The organism is Nigerium massiliense, assembly GCF_000826085.1.
Taxonomy (GTDB): Bacteria; Actinomycetota; Actinomycetes; order Propionibacteriales; family Propionibacteriaceae; genus Propioniciclava; species Propioniciclava massiliense.
This window is the reverse complement of record NZ_CCYM01000002.1, coordinates 342931-367043: the sequence shown is the minus strand read 5'-3', so window position 1 is coordinate 367043 and position 24113 is coordinate 342931. Positions and strand designations below refer to the sequence as shown.

The 24113-nt window shown below is 70.7% G+C and carries 21 protein-coding genes; 9 read left to right on the top strand and 12 right to left on the bottom strand.

Features of this window, described 5'->3' with window-relative positions; genetic code table 11:
- Window positions 1-34 precede the first annotated feature (34 nt).
- Genes BN1187_RS03160 through BN1187_RS03145 form a run of 4 tightly spaced genes read left to right on the top strand, consistent with a single transcriptional unit; the run spans window position 35 to window position 4704 of the window.
- A complete protein-coding gene (locus BN1187_RS03160; RefSeq protein WP_052462407.1) occupies window positions 35-754 on the top strand; it encodes a cytochrome c biogenesis CcdA family protein in 720 nt (239 codons plus the stop codon).
- Window positions 754-2376, top strand: coding sequence for a cytochrome c biogenesis protein ResB (gene resB / locus BN1187_RS03155; protein WP_072041944.1), 1623 nt, complete (start codon window positions 754-756; stop codon window positions 2374-2376). Before BN1187_RS03160 ends, resB begins: the two co-directional genes overlap by 1 nt.
- Window positions 2373-3284: a c-type cytochrome biogenesis protein CcsB gene (gene ccsB / locus BN1187_RS03150; RefSeq protein WP_040158640.1), complete on the top strand. Its 912-nt coding sequence runs from the start codon at window positions 2373-2375 to the stop codon at window positions 3282-3284. The genes resB and ccsB overlap by 4 nt, the downstream gene beginning before the upstream one ends.
- A 19-nt stretch (window positions 3285-3303) precedes the next feature.
- Window positions 3304-4704 carry a mycothione reductase gene (locus BN1187_RS03145; protein WP_040158637.1) on the top strand — a complete coding sequence of 467 codons (1401 nt, stop codon included), beginning with the start codon at window positions 3304-3306 and terminating at the stop codon, window positions 4702-4704.
- A 65-nt stretch (window positions 4705-4769) separates the two neighbouring features.
- Here BN1187_RS03145 and BN1187_RS14570 read toward each other — a convergent pair whose 3' ends face one another.
- The 10 genes from BN1187_RS14570 to dtd form a co-directional block, all read right to left on the bottom strand.
- Window positions 4770-5744, bottom strand: coding sequence for a DUF2510 domain-containing protein (locus BN1187_RS14570; protein WP_072041943.1), 975 nt, complete (start codon window positions 5742-5744; stop codon window positions 4770-4772).
- Between the two features lie 78 nt (window positions 5745-5822).
- Window positions 5823-6602, bottom strand: coding sequence for a phosphate ABC transporter ATP-binding protein PstB (gene pstB, locus BN1187_RS03135; RefSeq protein ID WP_040158633.1), 780 nt, complete (start codon window positions 6600-6602; stop codon window positions 5823-5825).
- Window positions 6603-6630: 28 nt separating this feature from the next.
- Window positions 6631-7710, bottom strand: a complete 1080-nt coding sequence (gene pstA, locus BN1187_RS03130) for a phosphate ABC transporter permease PstA (protein ID WP_082034468.1) — start codon at window positions 7708-7710, stop codon at window positions 6631-6633.
- Entirely contained in the window at window positions 7710-8693 is a 984-nt protein-coding gene (gene pstC / locus BN1187_RS03125; RefSeq protein WP_040158629.1) for a phosphate ABC transporter permease subunit PstC, read from the bottom strand. Before pstC ends, pstA begins: the two co-directional genes overlap by 1 nt.
- 108 nt (window positions 8694-8801) lie before the next feature.
- Complete coding sequence (pstS, locus tag BN1187_RS03120) at window positions 8802-9890, bottom strand: phosphate ABC transporter substrate-binding protein PstS (RefSeq protein ID WP_040158627.1); 1089 nt, start codon at window positions 9888-9890, stop codon at window positions 8802-8804.
- 138 nt (window positions 9891-10028) lie between these two features.
- Window positions 10029-10916: an NUDIX hydrolase gene (locus BN1187_RS03115; protein ID WP_040158625.1), complete on the bottom strand. Its 888-nt coding sequence runs from the start codon at window positions 10914-10916 to the stop codon at window positions 10029-10031.
- 2 nt (window positions 10917-10918) lie between these two features.
- On the bottom strand, window positions 10919-13027 hold the full coding sequence (locus tag BN1187_RS03110; protein WP_040158622.1) for an RNA degradosome polyphosphate kinase: 2109 nt from the start codon (window positions 13025-13027) through the stop codon (window positions 10919-10921).
- A 74-nt stretch (window positions 13028-13101) separates the two neighbouring features.
- Window positions 13102-13944 carry a mycothiol synthase gene (gene mshD, locus BN1187_RS03105; protein WP_052462224.1) on the bottom strand — a complete coding sequence of 281 codons (843 nt, stop codon included), beginning with the start codon at window positions 13942-13944 and terminating at the stop codon, window positions 13102-13104.
- A 34-nt stretch (window positions 13945-13978) separates the two neighbouring features.
- Window positions 13979-14632, bottom strand: a complete 654-nt coding sequence (locus BN1187_RS03100) for a winged helix-turn-helix transcriptional regulator (protein WP_040158619.1) — start codon at window positions 14630-14632, stop codon at window positions 13979-13981.
- Between the two features lie 80 nt (window positions 14633-14712).
- Window positions 14713-15150, bottom strand: coding sequence for a D-aminoacyl-tRNA deacylase (gene dtd / locus BN1187_RS03095; RefSeq protein WP_040158617.1), 438 nt, complete (start codon window positions 15148-15150; stop codon window positions 14713-14715).
- A 112-nt stretch (window positions 15151-15262) separates the two neighbouring features.
- On the opposite strand from dtd, the gene BN1187_RS03090 reads away from it, so the two are divergent.
- The 5 genes from BN1187_RS03090 (at window position 15263) to BN1187_RS03070 (ending at window position 19738) form a co-directional block, all read left to right on the top strand.
- Window positions 15263-15760, top strand: a complete 498-nt coding sequence (locus tag BN1187_RS03090; RefSeq protein ID WP_040158615.1) for a heme-binding beta-barrel domain-containing protein — start codon at window positions 15263-15265, stop codon at window positions 15758-15760.
- Window positions 15757-16674, top strand: coding sequence for a CAF17-like 4Fe-4S cluster assembly/insertion protein YgfZ (gene ygfZ, locus BN1187_RS03085; protein WP_040158613.1), 918 nt, complete (start codon window positions 15757-15759; stop codon window positions 16672-16674). Before BN1187_RS03090 ends, ygfZ begins: the two co-directional genes overlap by 4 nt.
- Window positions 16675-16776: 102 nt before the next feature.
- On the top strand, window positions 16777-17655 hold the full coding sequence (locus tag BN1187_RS03080; RefSeq protein WP_052462223.1) for a glycosyltransferase family 2 protein: 879 nt from the start codon (window positions 16777-16779) through the stop codon (window positions 17653-17655).
- Entirely contained in the window at window positions 17652-18818 is a 1167-nt protein-coding gene (locus BN1187_RS03075; RefSeq protein ID WP_072041942.1) for a glycosyltransferase, read from the top strand. Before BN1187_RS03080 ends, BN1187_RS03075 begins: the two co-directional genes overlap by 4 nt.
- Window positions 18815-19738 carry an NAD-dependent epimerase/dehydratase family protein gene (locus BN1187_RS03070; protein ID WP_052462222.1) on the top strand — a complete coding sequence of 308 codons (924 nt, stop codon included), beginning with the start codon at window positions 18815-18817 and terminating at the stop codon, window positions 19736-19738. Before BN1187_RS03075 ends, BN1187_RS03070 begins: the two co-directional genes overlap by 4 nt.
- Window positions 19739-19750: 12 nt before the next feature.
- On the opposite strand, the gene BN1187_RS03065 is transcribed toward BN1187_RS03070, so the two are convergent.
- Together BN1187_RS03065 and BN1187_RS03060 are read right to left on the bottom strand one after the other, a co-directional pair.
- Window positions 19751-21817, bottom strand: coding sequence for a hypothetical protein (locus tag BN1187_RS03065; protein WP_040158611.1), 2067 nt, complete (start codon window positions 21815-21817; stop codon window positions 19751-19753).
- Window positions 21818-21878: 61 nt separating this feature from the next.
- Window positions 21879-24113, bottom strand: coding sequence for a hypothetical protein (locus BN1187_RS03060; RefSeq protein ID WP_147675057.1), 2235 nt, complete (start codon window positions 24111-24113; stop codon window positions 21879-21881).

Sequence of the window (24113 nt, the reverse complement as noted above, 5' to 3'; positions counted from 1 at the left end):
CGGCACCTGGGCCCGCGACGCCGTGGGCGGCTCGATGCTGATCGCGATGCCCGTCGCCCTGTTGGCGGGGCTGGTGTCGTTCTTCTCTCCGTGTGTGCTGCCGCTGCTGCCGGGCTACCTGTCGTACGCGACCGGGCTGGCGGCGTCCCAGATCACCAGCGGCGAGACGAAGAGTGCCCGCGGGCGCATCCTGGCCGGCACGTCGCTGTTCATCGCCGGTTTCGCGGCGGTCTTCGTGAGCTCCGGGGCGTTGTTCGGCGGCCTGGGCAGCCTGCTGAAGGCCTACCAGCAGGCGATCAACGTCGTCGTCGGCGTCCTCGCGATCGTGCTGGGCCTGATCTTCGCCGACGTCCTGCATATCGGCCAGCGCACCGTCCGGCTCAGCGCGGCGCCGCGGTTCGGGGTCGCGTCCGCGCCGCTGCTCGGCGTGGTCTTCGGGCTCGGGTGGACGCCGTGCATCGGCCCGGCGCTGTCCGTCGTCCTCAACCTCGCCCTCAACGAGGCCACCGCCGTCCGCGGCGCGGTCCTCGCGCTCGTGTACGCGCTGGGGCTGGGGCTGCCGTTCCTGGCGTTCGGACTGGGCTTCACCCGGCTGTCCGGCACGCTGGGGTGGGTGCGCGGGCACGGGCTTCTCCTGCAGCGCATCGGCGGGTTCTTGATGGTCGCCGTCGGCGTCCTTCTCGTCACCGGCTGGTGGGACGTCGTGATGAGCGTCGTCCGTTCGTGGGCCGCCGGGTTCGGGGTGCTGATCTGATGGCCAAGAACACCACCGAGGACGCCGCGCCGCTGACCCCGCGCGAGTCGCTGCGGTTCCTGTGGACGCAGCTGACAAGCATGCGCACCGCGCTGGTGCTGCTGTTCGCGCTGGCGATCGCGGCCGTGCCGGGCTCCCTGATCCCGCAGCGCCCGGTCAACCCCGTCAAGGTCTCCGACTTCATCCGCGACAACCCCACGCTCGGCCCGATCTACGACACCCTCGGCCTCTTCGATGTCTACGCGTCGCCGTGGTTCGCGGCGGTCTACCTGCTGCTGTTCCTGTCGCTGATCGGCTGCATCGTGCCCCGCATCGCGACGTACGCGCGATCCCTGCGCGCTCAGCCGCCCCGGACGCCGAAACGGCTGAGTCGGTTGCCCGAGAGCACCACCGGCCTGTCCGCGCTGCCCGCGGGCGAGACGCTGGACGCCGCCGAAGCCTGGCTGCGCAAGCGGCGCTACCGCGTCCGGCGGCAGGACGACTCGGTCTCGGCCGAGCGCGGCTATCTGCGGGAGTTCGGCAACCTGTTGTTCCACGTCAGCCTGGTCTTCGTCCTCGCCGGCGTCGCCTGGAGCACCCTGTTCGGTTACAAGGGGTCGGTCATCGTGGTCGAGGGGCAGGCGTTCAGCAACAACCTGTCCCAGTACGACGACTTCTCCGCCGGGGGGTCCTTCCGGCCGGCCGACCTGGCGCCGTTCACCGTCTGGGTCGACAAATTCGACGCGAAGTTCGAAACCGGTCCCGTCCAGCGCGGCGCCGCTCGCGTCTTCACCGCGCACGTCCGCAGCCAGGAGGGCCCCGGCGCCGCGGTCGTGCCCGGCACGCTCGAGGTCAACCACCCGCTGTCGCTGGGCGACACCGCCGTCCACCTCATCGGCCACGGCTACGCGCCCGTCGTCGAGGTGAAGGACCCGCAGGGCCACGTCGCCTTCTCCGGTCCCGTCGCGTTCCTGCCCCAGGACGGCAACTTCACATCGATGGGCGTCATCAAGGCCCCGGACGCCCGTCCGCAGCGGCTGGCGTTCGAGTGCTTCTTCCTGCCCACCGCGGTCGTCAACCAGCAGGGCCCGCACTCGATCTTCCCCGACGCGCTCGAGCCGCAGATGTTCTGCAACGCGTGGTCGGGCCCGCCGCGGCAGGAGACCGGACGCCCCGAGAACGTCTACTCCCTCGACAAGACGGGGATGACGCAGCTCACCCGTGACGGCAAGATCGTGAACTTCCGGCTGTCGCCCGGCCAGGCGGTGGACCTGCCGAACGGTTCGACGCTGACCCTGCTGGACTGGCGCCGGTGGACGAAGCTGCAGGTTTCCAGCACGCCGGGCCTGCCGTTGACGTTCGGGTCCATCGTCGCCGCCGTCGCGGGCCTGTGCCTGTCGCTGTTCGTCCGGCCGCGCCGCCTGTTCGTGCGCGCAGTCCCCGGCGAGTCCGGCAGCGCCGTCGAGGTCGGCGGCCTCGACCGGGCGGACGCCCGCACCGGCCTCGACGAGGAGGTCGCCGAGCTCGCGGCCGCCGCCGGGGCAGCTCCACCACCCGCGCCTGGCGAACAGGAGTCCGACCCCGCCGGGGCCCGCGACCCGGAACCTGCGCAGGCTCGATCGACGAGGAAGGGGACGCCATGACGCTGACCGGCGCCGGCTACTACTCATTCGTGGCGATGGTCACGTCGGCCGTCATCTACCTGGTCGCGTTCGCCGCGTTCTCGGCCGAGTGGGCGAGCGCGCGCAACCTCGACGACGGGAACCCGGTCACCGACCTGACCCGTTCCGAGACCGACCGCCTGCGCGTCGATAAGTTCGGCCGTATCGGCGTGGCACTGGCGACCATCGGCCTCCTCACCCACCTCGCCGGCGTCGTCCTGCGCGGGATCGCGGCCCAGCGCGCGCCCTGGGGCAACATGTACGAGTTCGTCACGACCGCGATGCTGTTCGTCGCGATCGGGGCCCTGGTGCTGCTCACGGCGAAGGGGATGCGCTGGCTCGGCCTGCCCGTGACGCTGCTGCTCACCGTGGGGCAGGGCCTCGCCGTGACGGTCTTCTACGTGGACGTCGCCCCGCTCGTCCCGGCGCTGCACTCGGTGTGGTTCGTCGTGCACATCGTCGCGGCCAGCATCTCCGGCGCGCTGTTCAACCTGGGCGCCATCGCGTCCATCCTGTTCCTGATCCGCGGACGTGCCGAGCGTCGCGGCACCCTCCACGGCTACCTGGCGCGCATCCCGTCCGCGCAGGCGCTCGACCGGTTCGCCTACCGTGCGCACGCGTTCGCCTTCCCGCTGTGGACCTTCACGATCGCGGCCGGGTCGATCTGGGCCGAGTTCGCGTGGGGCCGCTACTGGGGCTGGGATCCCAAGGAGACCTGGTCGCTGATCACCTGGGTCGTCTACGCGGCCTACCTGCACGCGCGCTCGACCGCTGGATGGCGGGGGCGTCCGGCTGCGATCCTGGCGATCATCGGCGTCATCACGTTCTGGTTCAACTTCGTCGGCATCAACCTGCTGGTCAGCGGCCTGCACAGCTACGCGGGCATCTGAGCGGCACGAGGAGGGCACCATGGCTCACTACGACCTCTGCATCATCGGCTCGGGATCGGGGAACGCGCTGATCGACGAGAAGCTCGACGGCCTGTCGATCGCGCTCGTCGACGACGGCATCACCTTCGGCGGCACGTGCATCAACCGGGGCTGCATCCCCACCAAGATGTTCGCCTACCCGGCCGACCTGGCCAGGACGCCGGAGGCGGCCGCCCGGGTGAACCTCCAGCTGAGCCGCGGGCAGGCTGACTGGGAGGGCCTGCGCGACCGCATCTTCGGCCGCATCGACGCGATCTCCTCCGGCGGCGAGGCCTGGCGCGGGCAGAACGCGAACGTCACGCTCTACCGGCAGACCGGCCGGTTCGTCGGTGACAAGGCGCTGAAGGTCGGCGACGAGACCATCACCGCCGACACGTTCGTCCTCGCGGCGGGGTCACGGCCCTTCCTGCCGGACGTTCCGGGAGTCGCCGATCCCGCGCTGGCCGACCGGCTGCACACGTCCGACACGATCATGCGGCTCGACGAGCAGCCCGTCACGATGGTGATCCTCGGCGGCGGTTTCATCGCCGCCGAGTTCAGCCACATCTTCTCGAGCCTGGGCACGAAGGTGACGCTGATCAACCGCTCGGAGCGGCTGCTGCGCCGTGAGGACGACGACATCTCCGAGCGCTTCACCCGGCTGATGCCCGACGACGTGAACCTCCGCCTCGGCGAGCAGGTGCAGGGCCTGCGCGAGGGCGGTGACGGACGCGTCGCGGTCCTCACCCGCGACGCGGACGGGCAGGAGCAGCGCTACGAAGGCGACGTCGTCCTGCTCGCGCAGGGCCGCGTCCCCAACGGCGACCGGCTGGGCGTCCAAGCCGCCGGCATCGAGGTGGACGATCGCGGCTACGTCGTCGTGGACGAGTACCAGCGGACGTCCGTGCCGGGCATCTGGGCGTTGGGCGACGTCAGCGACCACCACCAGCTCAAGCACGTGGCGAACTACCAGGAGCGCATCGTGCAGCACAACCTGCTGCACCCGGACGACCTGCGCGCCGTCGATCCGAAGCGCGTCGTGGCGCACGGGGTGTTCGCGCACCCGCAGATCGCGGCGGCCGGGCTCACCGAGCGCGAGGCACGCGAGCAGGGCATCGACGTCGCGGTTGCCAAGCAGGAGTACGGCAGCGTCGCCTACGGCTGGGCGATGGAGGACACCGACCACTTCGTGAAGCTGATCGCGGACAAGGCCACCCGCCAGGTCGTGGGCGCCCACATCCTCGGCCCGGAGGCGACGCTGCTGATCCAGCCGCTGTTGCTCGGCATGACGCTCGGCATCGACGCCCCGACGATGGCGAGGGCCCCGTACTGGATCCACCCCTCGCTGACCGAGGTCGTCGAGAACGCGCTCCTCGGGCTCGGCTTCCCCGACCAAGGCTGAGGCCCCGGAGCACGCACGCGCCCGAGTCGGGGGCTTGCGAGCGGTGCCGGACGCCGGCGCCCGGGCTAGGGCTCGACGCGCAGCTGCTTTTGCACCTGCCGGGCGGTCTGCAGGAGCTCGGGGCGGCTGTCTGGGATGGACGCGTAGTAGAGGCTGGATGCGTCCTGTCCCGTCGCGACGATCACGATGATCGCGGTCTCGCCCTTCACCTGAAGACCCTGGATGTCGAAGGTGAGGTGCATCTCGACCTCCCACGCCTCCTTGCCACCGACGGTGGTGGCGCGGTTCACGACGTCCTTGCGCTCGACCGGATTGTCGCCGTAGAACTCGCCGAGGACGCAGCGGGACACGATCTCGCTGCCCTGCTGGGGGCTGAAGAAGCCGTCGCCGGCGACGAGTTCGCCGACCAAGATGGACGCCACCCACGACGACCCGCGGCCGTCGTAGTTCTCTTCGACCATCACGTCCTGGCTCGAGGTGTCGCGCCCGAACGGGACGCGGTCGTCCTCGTGCGGCGACGACCACGGGGCGCCGAGAAGCGGGTAGGAGATCTTGCCGCCCTTGACGCGGCCGTCCGCCGTGCGGTGCTGAGCCGGGGTGGGGGAGATGTCGATCTTGCGCTTCGGGCAGACGTCCCCGGTGGGATTGCTCGGCGGCGGCGCGGCGCCGAACGGCCCGAAGCCGACGGTGCGCAGCAGGGTGTAGCCGCCGAAGACGAGGCCGATCACCAGCACGCCGATGAGGATCCACCAGCCGACGCCGCGGCCGCGGCCACCCCCGGTGTAGCTGTACGGGTCGGCGCCCGGCTGGCCGGCGTCCCCGACCTGGCCGGCGGAGTGCCCGTAGGGGCCCGGGCCGGACTGGTGCCCGAGCTGGATCGGGGCCATGCCGGGGCCGCCTCCCTGCGGAGGCTGCGCCTCCCCGAGCGGCGCCGGTGCGGACGGATCCGCCGACAGCGTCGCGGACCACGAGGCGCCGTCCCAGTAGCGGAACATCCCGGGAACGCCGCCCGGATCGGGATACCAGCCAGCTCTAGCCATGGGGCACATCCTAGTGAACGTGAGTGGGGGCCCCGAGAACGTGTCTCGGGGCCCCCACTCGGTGTCAGAACGGGACGATCAGCCGAAGCGGCCGGTGATGTAATCCTCGGTGGCCTGCTGGTCGGGCTTGGAGAAGATCTTCTCCGTCGGGCCGATCTCGATCAGCTTGCCGGGAGCGCCGGTGCCGGCGATGTTGAAGAAGCCGGTGCGGTCGGACACGCGCGCCGCCTGCTGCATGTTGTGCGTCACGATGACGATCGTGTAGTTCTCCTTGAGTTCCTGGATCAGGTCCTCGATCGCCAGCGTGGAGATCGGGTCGAGGGCCGAGCAGGGCTCGTCCATCAGGAGCACCTCGGGCTGCATCGCGATCGCGCGGGCGATGCACAGGCGCTGCTGCTGGCCGCCGGACAGGCCGGAACCGGGCAGGTCGAGGCGGTTCTTGACCTCTTCCCACAGGTTCGCGCCGCGCAGGGCCTTCTCGCACAGCTCGTCCTGGGTCGCCTGGTTGACGCGCTTGTTGTTGAGGTGGACGCCGGCGAGCACGTTCTCCTTGATGGACATCGTGGGGAACGGGTTCGGGCGCTGGAACACCATGCCGACCTGACGGCGGACGTTCACCGGGTCGACGCCGGGACCGTAGAGGTCCTCGCCGTCCAGCAGCAGCTTGCCCTCGACGTAGGCGCCGTTGATGACCTCGTGCATGCGGTTCATCGTGCGGAGCACGGTGGACTTGCCGCAGCCGGACGGGCCGATGAACGCCGTCACCGAGCGGGGCTCGATGACCATGTTGACGCCTTCCACCGCCCGGAACTTGCCGTAGTAGATGTTCAGATCCTTGGCTTCAATACGCTTCGACATTGGTTTCTTTCTTGTGCAGTGGTCGGGGTCAGCGGCCGGCGGTCTTGGGTGCGAACCGGCGAGCGATCAGTCGACCGAGAAGGTTGAGGGCCATGACGAGGAGGATCAGCGTGAGGGCGCCCGCCCAGGCCCGCTCGTGATACGGGGCGACCGGGACGCCCGGGTGGGCGTACTGGTCGTACACGAACACCGGCATCGTCATCATCGCGTTGTTCAGCGGGTTCATGTTCTGGCTTGCGGTGAAGCCCGCGGCGATCATCAGCGGAGCAGTCTCGCCGATGATGCGGGCGATGGCCAGGATCACGCCGGAGACGATACCGGAGATGGCGGTCGGGATGACGACCTTCATGATCGTCGCCCACTTCGGGACGCCCAGCGCGTACGACGCCTCCCGGAGCTCGTTCGGGACGATGCGCAGGAGCTCCTCGGTGGAGCGGACCACGACGGGGATCATCAGCACGGACAGGGCGATGGCCCCCGCGAGACCGTTCTGGGTGCCCGGGCCACGCAGCATCGTCATCAGCGAGTAGGCGAACAGGCCGGCCACGATCGAGGGGATGCCGGTCATGACGTCCACGAAGAACGTGATGCCGCGCGCGAGGCGTCCATGGCCGTACTCCGACAGGTAGACGGCGGTCAGCAGGCCGATCGGGACGGAGATCAGGGTCGCGATGCCGGTGACCCACAGGGTGCCCGTCAGCGCGTGCGCCAAGCCGCCGCCCTGGCCGACCACGCTGCGCATGGAGTTGGTGAAGAACGTGACGTCCATGCGGGGCAGACCCTGGGTCAGGGTGCTCCAGATGACCCAGACGAGCGGGATCAGCGCGATCACGAACGCCGCGACGACCAGGTGCTTCGCCAGCCGGTCAACAGCCTTGCGGCCGCCCTCGACGGACATGGACCAGACGTGCATCACGACCAGGAAGAGCAGCGCCCCCAGAGCCAGCGCGCCCACGAGGTTGAAGCCGCCGAAGGCGACGGTGAGGAGCGCGGCGACGACGATCGAGGCGACCAGGGCCACCCAGGTGGACCACGAGGGGAGCTGGCCCGCGGTCAGCGAACTGGCTTCGTGGCGGCTGGACTTCGGTGCAGTAGCGGTGGTGGACATCAGTTGGCTCCCGAGAAGGCGGCGCGGCGGCTGACGACCCAGCGGGCCAGCATGTTGACCGCGAGGGTGATCACGAACAGCACCAGGCCACCGGCGATCAACTGGTTGACCCGCAGGCCGAAGGCCTCGGGGAAGTTCAGCGCGATGGTGGCGGCGATCGTGTTGGAGTTGGTGCCGGTCAGAACCTGCCAGTTGATGACGTTCGCGCCGGACAAGATCATGGCGACGGCCATGGTCTCACCGAGCGCGCGGCCCAGGGCGAGCATGACGGCCGAGATGATGCCGGCGCGCGCGAAGGGCAGCACGGACATCCTGATCATCTCCCAGCGCGTGGCGCCGAGCGCAAGGGCCGCTTCCTCGTGCAGCTTGGGCGCCTGGAGGAAGACTTCGCGGCACAGCGACGTGATGATCGGCAGGATCATGACCGCGAGCACCAGGGACGCGGTCAGCATCGTGCGGCCGGTGCCGGACGCCTGGCCGCCGAAGGGCGGGAACCAGCCCATATTGCGGTTCAGCCAGATCCAGGCGGTGTTGACCGAGGGCGCGAAGGCGTTGGCGCCCCAGAGACCGAAGACGACGGACGGCACGGCGGCCAGCAGGTCGATGACGTAGCCGAGCGGCTGCGCCAGTTGACGCGGCGCGTAGTGCGAGATGAACAGGGCGATACCCATGCCGACCGGCACCGCGAACAGCAGCGCCAGGAAGGACGAGTAGACCGTGCCGAACGCGATCGGGATGACCCAGGACCAGAACGGACCGTAGCCCTGCTGCATGAGCAGGTCGGGAGAGGTCGTCAACGCAGGAAGCGCCTGCATGATCAGGAAGAGCGCGACGAGGGCGAGGACGACGAGGATCAGGACGCCGGAACCGGTGGAGAGCCCCTTGAACACCGAGTCGCCGATCCGCTTCTTGGCGGGGACGAGGCTGTTCTCTGAGGACTCTTGCCGTTCGGTCGTCGACGGGGAGGAGCTGGAATGAGACACAAGAACCCCTGTGTGGTCGATGAGGAGGTGGGAGTGCGGTGCGGTACCTACATGACGATGCCCGCCGCCGACAGCTCGGCGGCGGGCATGGCCTGATGCGCGATCAGATCACTTGATTGAGTCGATGGCGGCCTTGATGTTCTCCGCCATCTTGTCCGACAGCGGCGCGTTGCCGGCCGACTCGCTGGCCGACTTCTGACCATCAGCGGAGGCGATGTAGCCGACGTAGGACTTCACGAGCTGCGCGTCCTTGTCGTCCTTGTAGTCCTCGCACACGATCGCGTAGGACACCAGGACGGCCGGGTAGGCGCCCTCAGCCTTGCGGTTGAGGTTCAGGGCCCAGTCGTGCTCGGCGCGGCCGGCGACCTTCTCGGAACCGTCCACGATCTTCGCGGCGGCCTCGGGGGTGGGCTTGACGAACTCGTTGCCGACCTTCAGATCGGCGATGTCGAGGCCCTGCGTGGCGGACTCGTCGGCGTAGCCGATGGTGCCGGTACCGGTCTTGACGGCGTCCACGACGCCGGAGGTGCCCTTGGCGGCCTCACCCTTGAAGTTCTTCGGCCACGTGTCGGAGGCGTCCTGGCCCCAGACGGTGGAGGCCTTGCCCAGGTAATCGGTGAAGTTGTTGGTGGTGCCCGAGTCGTCGGAGCGGTGCACGGCGGTGATGTTCGTGGCCGGCAGGTTGGCGCTGGCGTTCAGCGCCTTGATCTTCGGGTCGTTCCACTTGGTGATCTTGCCGGAGAAGATGCCCGCGAGGGTGTCCGCGTCGAGCTTCAGGTCCTTGACGCCCTGGACGTTGTAGATCACGGCGATCGGGGAGATGTAAACCGGCAGGTTCAGCGCGTTCGACTCCGGGGTGCAGCGGGCGAACTTGCCGGCGCCCATCTCGGTGTCCTTCAGCGCGCGGTCCGAACCGGCGAACTGCACAGCGCCCGCGGTGAAGGCCTCGCGACCGGCGCCGGAGCCGTCCGGCGAGTAGTTCACGGTCACGCCCGGGTTCTTGGTCTGGAAATCGGCGACCCACTTCTCCTGCGCGGCCCGCATCGACGAAGCGCCGCGACCGGTCAGGGTGCCGCTCAGGTTGGCGTCGGAGGCGCCCGCCGAGGAGGAGTTCCCCGACTCGTTGGCGGCGCAACCCGAGAACGCGAGCGTCGCAGCGGCCATGATGGCGAGCGGGGCAACAAGCTTCTTCTTCACAAGAGTCCTTCTGTTAGTTCGTCAAGGGCACAGCCCTCGGGCCAGGCAGATGATGGCTTCGCTAATCAAGCTAAACACCACCTGTAACGACTCGGGCTCTGACAGGTGAACGAAAGGTGAACTCCTGGGATGTCCTGTTCAGACGCGCTGTTTATGGCGCTCGTAGGCGACCGTCTTGCCGTCGGCGTCCAGATGGGCGACGAGGACGGCCGCGGTCTGCATCGGCCTCGGCGGGACCCCGACGCTCTCCTGCATGAGCGGCAGGACGGGCCGGTGCCCGCAGACCGCCAGCGGGCGCGACGTGTCGCGCACGCGCTGGACGAGCCGCTGCATCGTCTGCGCGACGCCCTTCTCGTTGGCCTCGGCCTGCTCCTCGGTCAGGGACGACCACAGCTCGATCTCATGACCGGACGCCTTGGAGTACGGCTTCATCGTCTGGGCGCAGCGGGTCGCGCTGGACGAGACCACCTCGGTGACGCCGTAGGCGCCGAGCAGCGGCACGAGGTTCCTGGCCTGCTTGCGGCCGCGGGCGCTGAGGGGGCGGGCCTGGTCGCGTCCCGACCAGTTCTTGCGCTCCATCGCCTTGGCATGCCGGACGATCAGCAGGGGGGTGGTGTGGCTGAGCGTGAGCGCCCGATCGACCAGCGTCCGCTCGTCGCCGTAGGTCATCCTCGCCAGCGCCGTCCCGGCCGACAGCCAGGCAACCTTGTCGACCTCCTTGTTCGGCTTGTGCCGCTTCGACGACAACGCGTGGCCCAGCCAGTAGTACGACTCCTTCTTGCCGGAGCCGATCGAATAGGAGATCTTGCCGATCGGCAGGCCGAGCCGGATGTGCACGCCGGTCTCCTCCTCGACCTCGCGCTGCGCGCAGCCCGGCAGGGTCTCGTCCGTCTCGAGCTTGCCCTTGGGCAGCGTCCAATCGTCGTAGAGCGGGCGATGCACCAGCAGGACGCGCGGAGACTTCCCCTCCGGACGGTCGATCACGACCGCACCGGCGGCCAGGATCGGCGAATGTCGTCGTCCCACGGCTAGCACCCTCTTCTCGTGGTCTTGACGCAGCGCCGCTTGCCGACCAGTTCGATCAGGCGGGTCTGTACGTCCGTTTTCGGCTCGCCGTTTTCGCCTCGAACCCGCTGCTGCCACGTCTTGTCGTCCAGCCACCACATGGCGGTGTTCTCGTCGAAGGCGATGTCGAAAAGGGTACCGATTTCGTCGCGATGCTGCTTCCTCGTCAACGACACGATGACCTCGACGCGGCGGTCGAGGTTGCGGTGCATCATGTCGGGTGAGCCGAGCGCGACGATGGGGTCGCCGCCGTTGGCGAACCAGAACAGCCGGCTGTGCTCGAGGAAACGTCCCAGGTTGCTGCGGACGCGGATGTTGTCGCTCAGCCCGGGCACCCCGGGACGCAGGCTGCAGATGCCGCGCACCCAGACGTCCACCGCGACCCCGGCCTGCGACGCGCGGTACAGCCCGTCGATGATCGCCTCGTCCACGATCGCGTTCACCTTCAGCCGGATGCCGGCCGGACGCCCGTGCCGGTGGTGCTCGATCTCGCGCTCGATGCGGCGCAGCAGGCCGTCCCGGACACCTTCCGGCGCGACCATCAGCCGCTGATAGGTGACGTTCTCCGACAGCCCGGACAGCCGGTTGAACAGGCGAGCGACATCGTCGGTGACGACGGGGTCGCAGGTGAGCAGGCCCATGTCCTCGTAGCCGCGGGCCGTCTTCGGGTTGTAGTTGCCGGTGCCGATGTGGACGTAGCGGCGCAGGCCGTCCGGCTCCTCGCGGACCACCAGGCAGAGCTTGCAGTGCGTCTTGAGGCCGACGATGCCGTAGACGACGTGGCAGCCGGCGTGCTCGAGCTTGCGCGCCCAGCCGATGTTCGCCTGCTCGTCGAAGCGGGCCTTGATCTCGACGATCACCAGCACCTGCTTGCCCGCCTCGGCGGCCTCGATGAGGGCGTCCACGATGGGGGAGTCGCCGGACGTCCGGTACAGCGTCTGCTTGATCGCCAGCACGTGCGGGTCGGCGGCGGCCTGTTCGATGAAGCGCTGCACGCTCGTGGCGAACGAGTCATAGGGGTGGTGCAGCAGGACGTCCTGGCGGCGGAGGGCCTCGAACATGTCCGCCGGCTGGGACGTCTCGGCCTCGGCGAGCTCCGGGTGCGTGCGGGGCAGGAACGCCGGGAACGCCAGCTTCTCTCGCTTGACCGTGACGACGCTGTTGAGCCCGCTCAGGTCGAGCGGGGACGGGACTCGGAAGATCTCGTCCTCGGCGACGTCGAGCTCGGCGGCGAGCTGGTCCAGCAGCGCGCCCTCCAGGGTGTCCTCCACCTCCAGGCGCACCGGGGGGCGTCCGATCTTGCGGCGCAGCAGCTCCTGCTCCAGGGCGTGCAGCAGGTTCTCGGCGTCGTCCTCCTCGACCTCGAGGTCCTCGTTGCGGGTGACCCGGAACGTGGCGCACTGCAGGAGCTCCATGCCGGGGAACAGCCGGTCGAGGTGGTGGGAGATGACGTCCTCGAGCGGGACGAAGCGCTGGTCGCGCAGCGGGAGGAACCGGTCGAGCATCGTCGGCAGCTTCACCCGGGCGAAGCTGCGGCGACCGGTGCGCGGGTTCTCCAACCACACGGCGAGGTTGACGGCCAGCCCTGAGATGTAGGGGAACGGGTGCGACGGGTCGACCGCGAGGGGGGTCAGGATGGGGAAGATGCGCTCGTCGAACAGGGTCGTCATGCGGGCGTGTTCGTCGTCGGTGAGCTGATCCCAGCCCAGGATCTCGATGCCCTCCGCGGCCAGGGCGGGGCGGACGTCCTGGGCGAACACGCGCGCCTGATCGGCCACGAGTTCGCGCGTGCGTGCCAGCACCTGCCGGTGCAGCTCTCGTGGCGGGATGCCGGACGCGCTGGGGACCGCCACGCCGGCGGCGATGCGCCGCTTGAGGCCCGCGATCCGCACCATGAAGTACTCGTCGAGGTTGGACGAGAAGATGGCCAGGAAGCGGGCCCGCTCCAGCAGCGGGATGCGCTCGGCGTCCTTGGCCAGATCCAACACGCGATCGTTGAACGCCAGCCAGGACAACTCGCGGTCGTAGTAGCGGTCGGCTGGCAGCGGCAGTGCGTCCGGTGCTGCGCTCATGGCCCTCCTTGTGGGCGGTTCGCGACGAGCGACGCCGACGCCTCGAGGAGGCGTCGGCGTCGGGGGAGGAAAAGTCAGCCGTAGAGGACGTCGCGGTGGACGACCTCGAAGTCGGCGCGCTCGTAGAGGTGGACGGCGCGGGTGTTGCCGCCGTCGACGTAGAGGATCACCCGGTCGCAGCCATCAGCGCTCAGCTTGTCGCAGCCCGCCTGCAGCAGCACCTTGCCCAGCTTCAGCCCCTGGGCGCGGGGGGCGACGCCGAGGACGTACACCTCGCCGGTGGTGCCGGGGTGCCGCTTCGTCCAGTGGAAGCCGAGCAGGCCCTCCTCGTCCCAGGCCATCAGCAGGCCGGCGGGGTCCCACCAGTCTTCGGCCTGGCGGGCACGCAGGTCGTCGAGGGAGAAGTGCCCCTGTTCGGGGTGGTCGGCGAACGCCGCGGCGTTGACCGCCAGGAACGCCTCGGCGTCCTCGTCGCGGAACCCGGTGATGCGGACGCCCTCGGGTACCGGCGGTGCGCCGACGTCGGCGGGCAGGGGGCGGGCCATGATCAGCAGGTCGCGACCGTCCGTCAGCCCCAGGACGGACGCCAGCGCGCGGGCGCCATCGGAGTCGCCGAACGCCCAGAACTTCGCCTGGGGGAACTCGGCGCGCACCGCGTCGACCAGCGCGCGGCCGTGGCCTTGGCGCCGGTGGGCGGGGGCCACGCACACCTGCGCGGTGCCCTCCTCGGGATCGGCCTGGGCGTACCCGACCAGGACGCCGCCGGCGCCGAGCAGCCAGTGCCGGGCCCCGTCGCGGCCGAGCGCGAGGCGGGCCTCCTCGTTGAGCGGGCTCACGCCATCGGCGTCCGTGACGTCGTCGACGAGGGCCACCACGGCGGCCCGTTGGGCCTCGTCGAGGCGGGGGAGCGCATCCATGGGCACCACCATAAACGAAAGCAGAACGGCGAACTCAGGCGGAGCGGGGTCCGCCCTGGGGGCTGAAGCGGTAGCCGACGTTGCGGACGGTGCCGATCAGGCTCTCGTACTCGGGGCCCAACTTGGCGCGCAGCCGGCGCACGTGGACGTCCACCGTCCTGGTGCCGCCGTAGTAGTCATAGCCCCAGACGTCCGCGAGGAGCTGCTCGCGGCTGAACACTCGGCCCGGGTGCTGCACCAGGTACTTCAGCAGCTCGAACTCGGTGTAGGTGAGGTCGAGCGGCGATCCCTGCAGGGTGGCGTGGTAGGCGCCCTCGTCGATGGTGATGCCCCCCGCGGTGGTCACACCGTCACCCTGCGCGCCCGCCAGCAGCAATCGCAGCCGGGCGGAGAGCTCGATGGGTCCTGCGTGGTCGCCGACGAGGTCGGCGAAGCCCCAGTCGGAACCGACCGTGGCGAAGCCGGAGTCGGTGACGAGCAGCAGCACCGGGGTGGGGGAGCCGGCCGCCAGCAGCCGGCACACGACGCGGGCCGCGGCCAGGTCGTGCCGCGCGTCGACGATCACGACGTCCGCGTGCAGCGACGCGGTGAGCGCGTCGGCGTCCGGGAGGACCGTGACGATCTCGTGCGAGAGTTGCTCGAGCACGGGGAGCGTCGCGTCGGAACTCACCAGCAGCAGCCGCGCCATGCACTCTCCTCGCTCCCGACCGGCCCGAGCACCGGCTAGACGTCATCCTAAAGCTGGTGAGCCTCGACCGGCGTCAGGCGTCAGTCCCACATCGCCGAGTCGATCACGAGCGTCACCGGCCCGTCGTTGACGAGGTCGACCGCCATGTCGGCCCCGAATCTCCCGGTCTCCACGCGGGCGCCGCGGCCGCGCAGGGCGGCGACGAAGGCGTCCACGAGGGGTTCGCTGACCGGGCCTGGGGCGGCGCGGCTCCATGAGGGACGCCGCCCCTTGCGGACGTCCGCATAGAGCGTGAACTGGCTGACCACCAGCAGCGGCGCGCCCAGCTCGGAGCAACTGCGCTCGTCGGCGAGGATGCGCAGCCCCCACACCTTGTCGGCGAGGCGGTCGGCGACCAGCTCGGTGTCCCCGTGGGTCACCCCGACGAGCACCAGCAGCCCCGGTTCGTCGATCGCGCCGACGATCGTGCCCTCGACCCGCACCGACGCCGACGTCACCCGCTGCACCACGACTCGCACGCCCCGAGCCTAGCGGGGGCGGCGCGGATGGCCGTCCGCGGACCGGCGGCATCTGGGAACATCGACGGCGTCCGCCGGCGTTGAGGCGGGCGAGACGAACCTAGGAGGAGCAGTGGCATTCGAGATCCCCTCGGACCTGAACCCGGCGCTGATGGGCCTGGCCTGGCTGCGCGGGCGCTGGGAGGGAACCGGTTACCGCGAGTGGCCCGGTGAGGAGAAGACCGAGTTCGGCATCCAGCTCGACATCGCCGACAACGGCGACGACTACCTGCACTACCTGGCGCAGATGTTCGAGATCGACGACCAGGGCCGCCCGGTGAAGCCGCTGATGATCGAGACGGGTTTCTGGCGTGCGAACGACCACGCCGAGGTCGAGGCCGTCATGTGTAGCCCCGAGGGCTTCGCCGACGTCTGGTACGGCACGCTGCAGCCCGGCCGCGTCGACATCGTCACCGACGTCGTCGCCCGTACCCCGCACGCCACGGTGAACTACACCGCCGGACGCCGCCTGTACGGCAACGTGGACGGCAAGCTCATGTACAGCTTCGACCGGGCGACCGACGACGTCGCGTTGCGTCCCTACGTGTGGGCGACCCTGGAGCGACGATGATCACGGTGCTCAACGACGCGGGCCCCGACGCCGGCGTGCCGCTGCACTACGGCGACCCGCTGCGCGAGCAGCGGCGCCTGGAGGCGGGCACGGCGCGCGTCGACCTGTCGCATCGCCCCGTGTTCGCCGTCGCCGGCGCGGACCGGCTGACCTGGCTGCACGCGCTGACGTCCCAGCAGTTCGTCCCGGGGACGCCCGGGCGGCCGATCAGCGCGTACATCCTCGACCCGAACGGCCACATCGAGCACGCGTTCGCCGGTGTCGACGACGGCGAGGCCTTCCTCGCGCACACCGAGCCCGAGCACCTCGAGCAACTCCTCGCATGGCTGGGCAGCATGGTGTTCGCCTCCCGCGTCGAGCTGAGCGACCGCAGCGCGGACTTCGCGGTGGTCGGCGACGCGGGCGGGGAGCGCATCGTGCCGCGGGACCGGCTCGACGAGGCGCTGGGCGATGTGCGGGCCGGCACGTGGGCGCACGAGGCGCTGCGCATCGCCGCCGGGCGTGCGCGGCCGTTCCTCGACACCGACGAGAAGACCGTCCCCAACGAGGTCGCGGCGCCGCACGGCGACCGGCTCGGTGAGGCCGTCCACCTCGCGAAGGGCTGCTACCGCGGGCAGGAGACCGTCGCCCGCATCCACACCCTCGGACGTCCGCCGCGGCGGCTGACGCTGCTGCACCTGGACGGCACCGCCAACGCGCTGCCCGAGGTGGGCGAACCGGTGCTGCTCGGTGACCGCCCGGTGGGCCGGGTGGGGACCTCGGCGCAGCACCACGAGCTCGGCCCGATCGCGCTCGCCCTGGTCAAGCGCAACATCGCCGTGGATGCCGAGCTGCGCCTCGGTCCCATAGCCGCCGCCCAAGAGGTGCTGGTCGACCCCGAGGTCGGATTGCACGTCCGGCCCAGGCTCGGCTGACCCCCTCCGCGTCCGGGTCGCGACATCACCGCCGCGGCGCTGCGGTGGCGGGGGTCGATCCGCGTAGGCTGTGCCGGGTCACTATCTGAGGAGGGGGCAGCTGTGGCGCCGAAAGTGTCCGTGGTCGTGCCGTCGTACAACAGCGCTGCGTTCATCGACGAGGCGATCCGCTCGATCCTGAACCAGACGTTCGGTGACTTCGAGTTGATCGTCTCCGATCACTCCAGCACCGACGGGACGTGGGAGCGGCTGCAGGCCTACGCCGACGACCCCCGCGTCCGGCTGCTGCGCACCGAGCCGGGCGGCGGCGCGCCGGCCAACTGGAAGCGCGTCAGCGCCGAGGCGTCCGGGGAGTACCTGAAGCTGGTCTGTGGCGACGACGTCATCGCGCCCACGCTGCTCGCGGAGCAGGTCGCGCCCATGGAGGAGGACGACACGGTCGTCATGGTCTCCTGCAAGCGCTCGCTCATCGACGCCCGCGGCGCCGAACTCGTCGCGGGGCGTGGCCTGGGTGGGTTGCGCGGCACGGTGCCGGGCCCCTCGGCCGCGCGCCGATCGGTCATCTGCGGCACCAACATCTTCGGCGAGCCGGGCTGCGTCCTGTACCGACGCTCCGCCTTCACCAAGGCCGGCGGCTGGGACGCCGAGGATCCCTACGTCATCGACCAGGCGACCGCGTGCAACGTCCTCATGCTGGGTCGGTACCACGCGCTCGATCGGGTGCTGGCCAGCTTCCGCATCAGCGCTCAGCAGTGGAGCGTCAATCTGGCCCAGAAGCAGGCCGACCAGGTCGTCTCGTTCCACCACCGTTTGGCGCGCACCAACCCGGGGCTGCTCAGCCGCGCCGACCTGCTACGCGGGGACGCGATGGCCCGCGGCATGGCGGTGGGCCGCCGCCTCACCTACGCCTACCTGGGCCGCAAGCTGCACGCAGCGGACGACGCGGGACGGCCGTCCTCATCCGCTAAGGTCGACTCGTGACGGATCAGGACTTCGTGCACCGCATCTCCGTGGTCACGCCCGTGTACAAGGGGGAGCTCACCCTCCCGGCCTTGGCGGAGGAGATCGCCGCCCTCACCACCGAGCACGTGAGCCCCGGCGGGCACCGCTGGAAGGTCACCGAGTGGCTCCTGGCCTGGGACAACGGCCCCGACGGCTCCGCCGACGTCATCGGTGAGCTCGCGGAGCGCTACGACTTCGTCAAGCCCGTCTGGCTGAGCCGCAACTTCGGCCAGCACCCCGCGACGCTGGCCGGCATGGCGTCCAGCACCGGCGACTGGATCGCCACCATCGACGAGGACGGCCAGCACGATCCGGCCGACCTGCCGGCGTTCCTCGACACCGCGATGGCCGAGCAGGCCCAGCTCGTCTACGCCGACCCGACGAACCCGGCCCCGCACGGCGCGGTGCGCAATGTGCTCAGCGCCGGCGCGAAGTGGGTCTTCGCGACGTTCCTGACGGGCACCAAGACGACGACGTTCCAGAGCTACCGCCTGATGATCGGTGACGCCGGACGCAGCGTGGCCGCCTACGCGGGCCATGGCGTCTACCTCGACGTCGCCCTGGGCTGGGTCATGGGCCGCATCACCCACGTGCCGGTCGCGTTGCGCCAGGAGGGCGGCCGCGCCTCGGGCTACAACATGAAGCGGCTGATCTCGCATTTTTGGCGGCTCGTGCTCTCCAGCGGCACCCGCGGCCTGCGCATCGTGAGCGGCATCGGCGCGGCGTTCGCCGTCCTCGGCGTGTTGTACGCGCTCTCGCTGGTCATCTCCAGCCTCGCCGGCGCCCAGGTGCCGCAGGGCTGGACGTCCACCATCGTCATCCTGCTCGTGTCGACCGGCCTGGTGCTGTTCTGCCTCGGCGTCATCGCCGAGTACGTCGGCGTCGCCGTGAACATGGCGATGGGCAAGCCGCCGTACCTGATCCTCAACGACCCGGCCGCGGGGCCGTTCGGGCGCCGGCCCGGGGCCCCCGTCCGCCACGAGCGCGCGGCGCAGCCCCTGCCGGGGCAGGCGCGGCCGTCGTCCGGCCCGCAGGCCGACGACACAGACGCCGCGGCCACGGACGCGCGCGGCGAGCAGCCCGCCCCGGGCGGCAGCCACGCCGCCGGCCACGACTCCGGGCAGTTCCGCCCCCAGCAGTGACCGCGCCGCTGACCTGGGTGGTGGGGGCCGGCGGCCTCCTCGGCCAGCACGTCGTGGCCGCCCTCGACGGGCGGGCGCCCCGCTTCGCCGCCCCGCCGATCCCCTGGTCGGAGCCCGAGCGGGCCCGAGCCGTGCTGGCGGACGCCGCGGCGTCCTTCGTCGGGAAGGCCGGCGACCAGCCCTGGCAGGTGATCTGGTGCGCGGGCGCCGGGGTGACCGGCACCAGCAAGGAGGACCTCGACAACGAACTGGCCGCCCTGTCGGCGGCGCTCGAGGGGCTCGGCGGCGGCCCGCGCGGGGCCGTGTTCTTCGCGTCGTCGGCGGGCGGCGTCTACGCCGGCGTCGGGTTCCCGCCCTACACCGAGGTTTCTCCGGTGCGGCCGCTCGCCCCCTACGGCTTCGCGAAACTCGAGGCCGAGCGCATCGTCACCGACTGGGCGATGCGCACCGGCACGTCCGCCCTCATCGGCCGCATCGCCAACATCTACGGCCCCGGCCAGAACCTCGACAAGCCGCAGGGCCTGGTCTCCCAGCTGTGCGCCTCGTTCCTCAAGCGGCGTGCCAGCCACATCTGGTCGTCGCTGGACACGCTGCGCGACTACGTGTTCGTCGCCGACTGCGCCGAGCTCGTCCTGGACGCCCTCGACCGGCTCCGCGCCGAGACGTCCGACAGGCCGCAGGTCGTCACCAAGATCTTCGCCAGCGGACGGTCGATGTCGATCGCGTCGGTGATCGGCGAGCTGAGGCTGGTCTTCCGGCGCCGCCCTCTGATCGTGCTGGGCGCCTCGCCGACGTCCGCGATGCAGGCCCGCGACCTGAGCATGCACTCCCTCGTGTGGCCGGAACTCGACCGGCGGTCGTGGACGCCGTTCACCGTCGGTGCGATGCGGACGCTGGACGACCTGCGTCGCCAGGACTGAGATCGAGGGCGCTCAGACGTCGAGGCGGTAGAGCGCGATGAACGCGGGCGTCCTGGTCACCTGTCCGATGTTGATGGCAGACAGCGGGGCGGCCCCCTCAACCGCGTCCAGGTCGGGGGTGTAGTTTTCGCGCGCGACGAGGTGGGCGCGCTGCGCGACGCGCCCCATCCATCCCGTGCCGCAGGCCGAGTCGACCAGGACGTAGCGGATGTCCGCGCGCCGGATCGTCCCGACGCTGAGGCTGCCGTTGCGCTCCTGCAGGGCGCCCGAGATTCCGGCGGGGTCGGCGGGCCAAGCCATCCCCAGGCGGTAGTAGGCGATGGGCGCCCCGGACGTCACCTTTGCGTACTGCGGGTTGATGCACCGATCCGTCAGCAGGAGCTTCCCGGAGCCGTCGATCGCGGTCCGCGCCAGCGCGGTGATGGCCTGGGAGCGTGAGTTGGCGGGGTCCCACGTGGTCGTCGTCCGCGGGTCGATCGCCCACCGGACGTAGTCGGGAAGCGTGAGTGCGAACAGCGCCGCCGCGCACAGGGCCACGACGCGGCCGCTGGGGAAGCGACGCGTGGCGCCGTGATCGGCTGCGTCAGCCCCCTCCTCCGCGCGGGTCGGGGTGGCGGCGTCCGTGGCCACCGATGCGCGATCGCCCGCGTCGGCGTCCTGCGGGTTCCCCGTCGCCTCGACCGGCGCCAGGGGCGCGGCCCCGCGGCGTCCGGCCAGCCCGGCGAGGCTCAGCGCGACCACCACGGCGCCGATGCAGAAGCCGTCGATCCAGAACCGGTAGGGCTCGGCGTTCGCGCCCCAGACGTCGTTGGTGGCGCCGAAGGGCCACGCCACGAGTGTCCCGAGGGCGCCGGCGGCCAGCAGCGGGGAGTGGCGCCGGAGCGAGACCACCGCGACGCCGATCAGGGGGAGCGCCACGGGCGCCATCGACACCAGAGTCCAGGGGTGCGTGACGCCGAGGTTCTTCGACGAGGCGACCCGGTAGGTGAGGAAGGGGTCCCGCGCCTGCAGGTCGTGCAGCGTCATCAGGATCTGGGGCGCGGCCGCCGCCGCGCACACCAGCCCGGTGAGGACGGCCGTCCCGGCATAGCGGCGGAGCACCCAGAAGATCCCGGGCAGGAACGGGACCAGCCCGACGACCAAGAGGGGGAACTGCCCGATCCGCTGCGCCAGGAGAGGGCCGGCGAGGTAGAGCGCCAGGAGCAGGAAGGCCGACATGATGCCGGAGACGACGTGGTGGCCGCGAACCAGCGCGTAGGTGCTGACCATCGCGCCGACGACGTAGACGAAGGTCAGGAACGAGTACGTCTGGAAGTTCGCGATGACGCCCACCAGGACGGCGGCCCCCAGGGTCAGCGCCCGCTGGCGCCGCTGCGGACGGTCCAGCAGGAAGGCGCGGGCCAAGAGGCACAAGCCGATGATGCCGAGCGCGAGGCCGGCGGATTCGGCGTTCAGCGCGGTCAGGACGCCGTAAGGGCCCCACAGCGTGGCGTGCGCGTCGAAGTGCGTGAACCAGTCCGGGCCGACGAGCCAGCTGAACGTCCCGGTCAGGAAGGCCGCGGGCGCGAGCAGCGCGCACCAGGCGCGTCCGCTCAGCCGCACCAGCGTCAGCGCCAGGACGGCCGCCATGGTCGCCTGGATCGCGACCCCGGTGGCGTTCCAGGCCGTCGCGGGCGCGAGATGGAGGAGCTTCGCCACCAGGCCGATGAGCGTGTAGTACAGCGGCGGGTAGGTGTTCGTGCCGGTTTCCGTGTAGGGCTCGACGCGCGGCGACTGGCCGTCGAGGACGTTGGCGGAGATCGCCAGGTAGCCGAGCTGGTCACCGGACGCGAACGTCCGGAAGTGGGTGAGGGGCGCGCCGGAGGTCGCCAGGATCGCCCACGACTGACACGCCACGTGCAGGATCGTCGCGGCGATCACCCACACCGCCACGAACCGGGGGGACGGCCGCTCGTCATCGTCCCGTGCGGCGACTCGGGCGGGCGTCACGGCGGCCTTCGCGGCGACGCGGGAAGGGATCGCGGCGGCGGCCTTCGTGGAGGCGCGCCGCGGGGCGAGGTGGGAGGGGCGAGCGGTCACCAGAAAAGTCTAGACGCACTGTCTCTAAACGCTGGAACACGGTCACGGTTCGGCGCGAAGGTCACCGCAGGCGATACACCGTCACCGTGTCGTTGACGTAGGCGACGTCGGCGAACCGGGCGAGGTCGGCCGAGACGGTCGCGCTCCCCGGGAACCGCTCGCTGACGAGCCACGTGACGCCGAGCTGCTTCGCCCGGGCGATGTTGTCGCGGGCGGGCTTGGTGAACAAGGACTGGTTGAAGGCGTAGAGGTCGGGGTCGGTGAACCGGGTTCCGTCGAACTCGGCGGTGTACGCCCAGCCCTCGAGCAGCACGCGGTGGCCCGACAGGCCCGAGATCCACCAGCGGCGGGCGTCGCAGGTCGGTCCGGTCCTGACCCGGCACTGGGTGTCGGTGGCGACGACGGCATCGAAGGGGACGTTGTCGCGCATCCACAGCGCCGCCTGCGACTCGTTCAGCGTGATCACCGAGTAGCGCGCCGTCTGGTTGGCGGGGTGCGACATCGGGGCGGTGACGGCCGCGGTTCCCAACGCCGGGCCGAGGATGGCGCCCGCCGCGATCGCGGCCAGCATGGGACGGCCGCGGCGTCGCAGCACCACCCCGGCGCAGATCAACAGCAACGCGAGCCCGCAGAAGATGCCCGCCTCGAGCGAGAACCTGTCGAGCGCGTTCCACCACGCCTCGACCGAGCCGGGCGCCCGCCGGCTGTGCCGGACGGCGTGGACGACCGCGACGGCGAGACCCGCCACGGCGCCCACCGACCAAGCCGTCACCAGCCGCGTCCGTGAGCCGCCGACCGCCCGCTGGGCGGCCCACGCGACGAGGATCGCCGCGAACGGGACCGCCCCGAACATGAAGTAGTACTGGCTGTAGCCCCGGTGGCCCATGACCACGAAGGGGATCCACGCGGAGGCCACGATGCCCGCCAGCAGCCACGCGCTGAGGCGGTGCCGCAGCTCCGCGCTGAGGAACGGCACGACGAACCCCAGGAGGAGCCCGAACCTGACCAGCGCGAGCAGCAGCAGCGGCCAGAACAGCGCGGGTCCGCCCGGCCCGGTGAAGCCGGCCGGGATCGGCAGGGTGAAGTCGTTGGCGCCGGCGATGCGCCGGTAGGGGGTCAGCGACGTGAGCGCGGAGAACAGCTGCGGCCGGTTGCCGTAGTTCCCGCCGCTCACCAACGCCACCGCCAGCACCGTGAGGCCGGCCGCCCCGGCGAGCAGGACGCCCGCGGCGACCCTCCGCCGGCGGAGGAACAGTGCGGCGAGCAGCGCCGCGGCGACCCCGCAGAAGATCATCAGCATGACCGAGCTCTTGCTGCCGGTCGTCGCGAGCCCGACCAGCAGGGCGATGACCCACGTGCCCGCCTTGGAGCCCGTGCCGTCCAGCAGGGACGCGAGCACCCCGGCCAGGAGCACGCTGATGCCCACCGAGTAGAGCTGCGTGGGGGAGACGGGGTTGAAGATGTTCGTGGTGCTGGTCAGGTGCGGCCACAGCCCGACCAGCGCGGGCGGGATGGTCAGCCAGGCGGCCAGCGCGCCCGCCCCGGCCGAACCCGTGAGCTGCCGGGCCACGACAGCGACGGCCGCGATGCCGAAGGCGGTCAGCGCGATCGGCGCCAGCCGCAGCAGGACGACGTAGTCGGGTACCCCGGAGACGATCGAACCGATCGCCATGTGCGCGTGCACGAACCAGGAGTACTTCAGCGGCCCGGCGGTGATCAGTTGCGGCGTCAGCATCGGGAACGCCCGGCGTGCCTCCGCGATCAGGGAGAGGTGCCAGGGGAGATCAACGTAGTAGGGGACTGGGCTGGGCGGCAGCGGCTGCGCGTTCAGGAAGCCCGTCGCCAGCAGCCACCATGCCCACCCGACGGCCGACGCCGTCACGGCCGACCACAACGGGGATCCGGCCTCGGTGGGCCGTTCGAGGAGCCGACGTCGGACGGAGGGCACGATCAGCAGCACGAGCGTGACGAGCGGCCAGAACCGCAGGGCGGGCTGCAGGTGGGCCAGCGACAGCGCCATCCAGGCCAGCAGTTCCACGGCGAGGCCCGTGCCGGCGGCGTACACGATGTCGGCGAGCCAGCTGCCGCGGGTACCGCGCAGCCCCTTGTGGATGAGGAACCCGGGGGCGATCACGGCGAAGAGCCAGTAGGCGCCGTAGGCGGCGACCTGGGGGGCGGGGACGCCGTACGCGACGGCGATCCCGGCGGCCAGGATCAGGACGACGGCCGCCACTGCCCAGGTCAGTGCGCTGAGCAGCGGCGTCCTGCCCCGCACAGGGGCGACAGTGGCGGACAC

Bases quoted from the DNA above. Each gene is read 5' to 3' on its own strand.
- ccsB (WP_040158640.1), top strand. From the start codon at position 2,373: ATGACGCTGACCGGCGCCGGCTACTACTCATTCGTGGCGATGGTCACG.
- resB (WP_072041944.1), top strand. From the start codon at position 754: ATGGCCAAGAACACCACCGAGGACGCCGCGCCGCTGACCCCGCGCGAG.
- BN1187_RS14570 (WP_072041943.1), bottom strand. From the start codon at position 5,744: ATGGCTAGAGCTGGCTGGTATCCCGATCCGGGCGGCGTTCCCGGGATG.
- pstA (WP_082034468.1), bottom strand. From the start codon at position 7,710: ATGTCCACCACCGCTACTGCACCGAAGTCCAGCCGCCACGAAGCCAGT.
- BN1187_RS03100 (WP_040158619.1), bottom strand. From the start codon at position 14,632: ATGGCGCGGCTGCTGCTGGTGAGTTCCGACGCGACGCTCCCCGTGCTC.
- pstB (WP_040158633.1), bottom strand. From the start codon at position 6,602: ATGTCGAAGCGTATTGAAGCCAAGGATCTGAACATCTACTACGGCAAG.
- ygfZ (WP_040158613.1), top strand. From the start codon at position 15,757: ATGATCACGGTGCTCAACGACGCGGGCCCCGACGCCGGCGTGCCGCTG.
- BN1187_RS03110 (WP_040158622.1), bottom strand. From the start codon at position 13,027: ATGAGCGCAGCACCGGACGCACTGCCGCTGCCAGCCGACCGCTACTAC.
- mshD (WP_052462224.1), bottom strand. From the start codon at position 13,944: ATGGATGCGCTCCCCCGCCTCGACGAGGCCCAACGGGCCGCCGTGGTG.
- BN1187_RS03145 (WP_040158637.1), top strand. From the start codon at position 3,304: ATGGCTCACTACGACCTCTGCATCATCGGCTCGGGATCGGGGAACGCG.
- BN1187_RS03160 (WP_052462407.1), top strand. From the start codon at position 35: ATGCTGATCGCGATGCCCGTCGCCCTGTTGGCGGGGCTGGTGTCGTTC.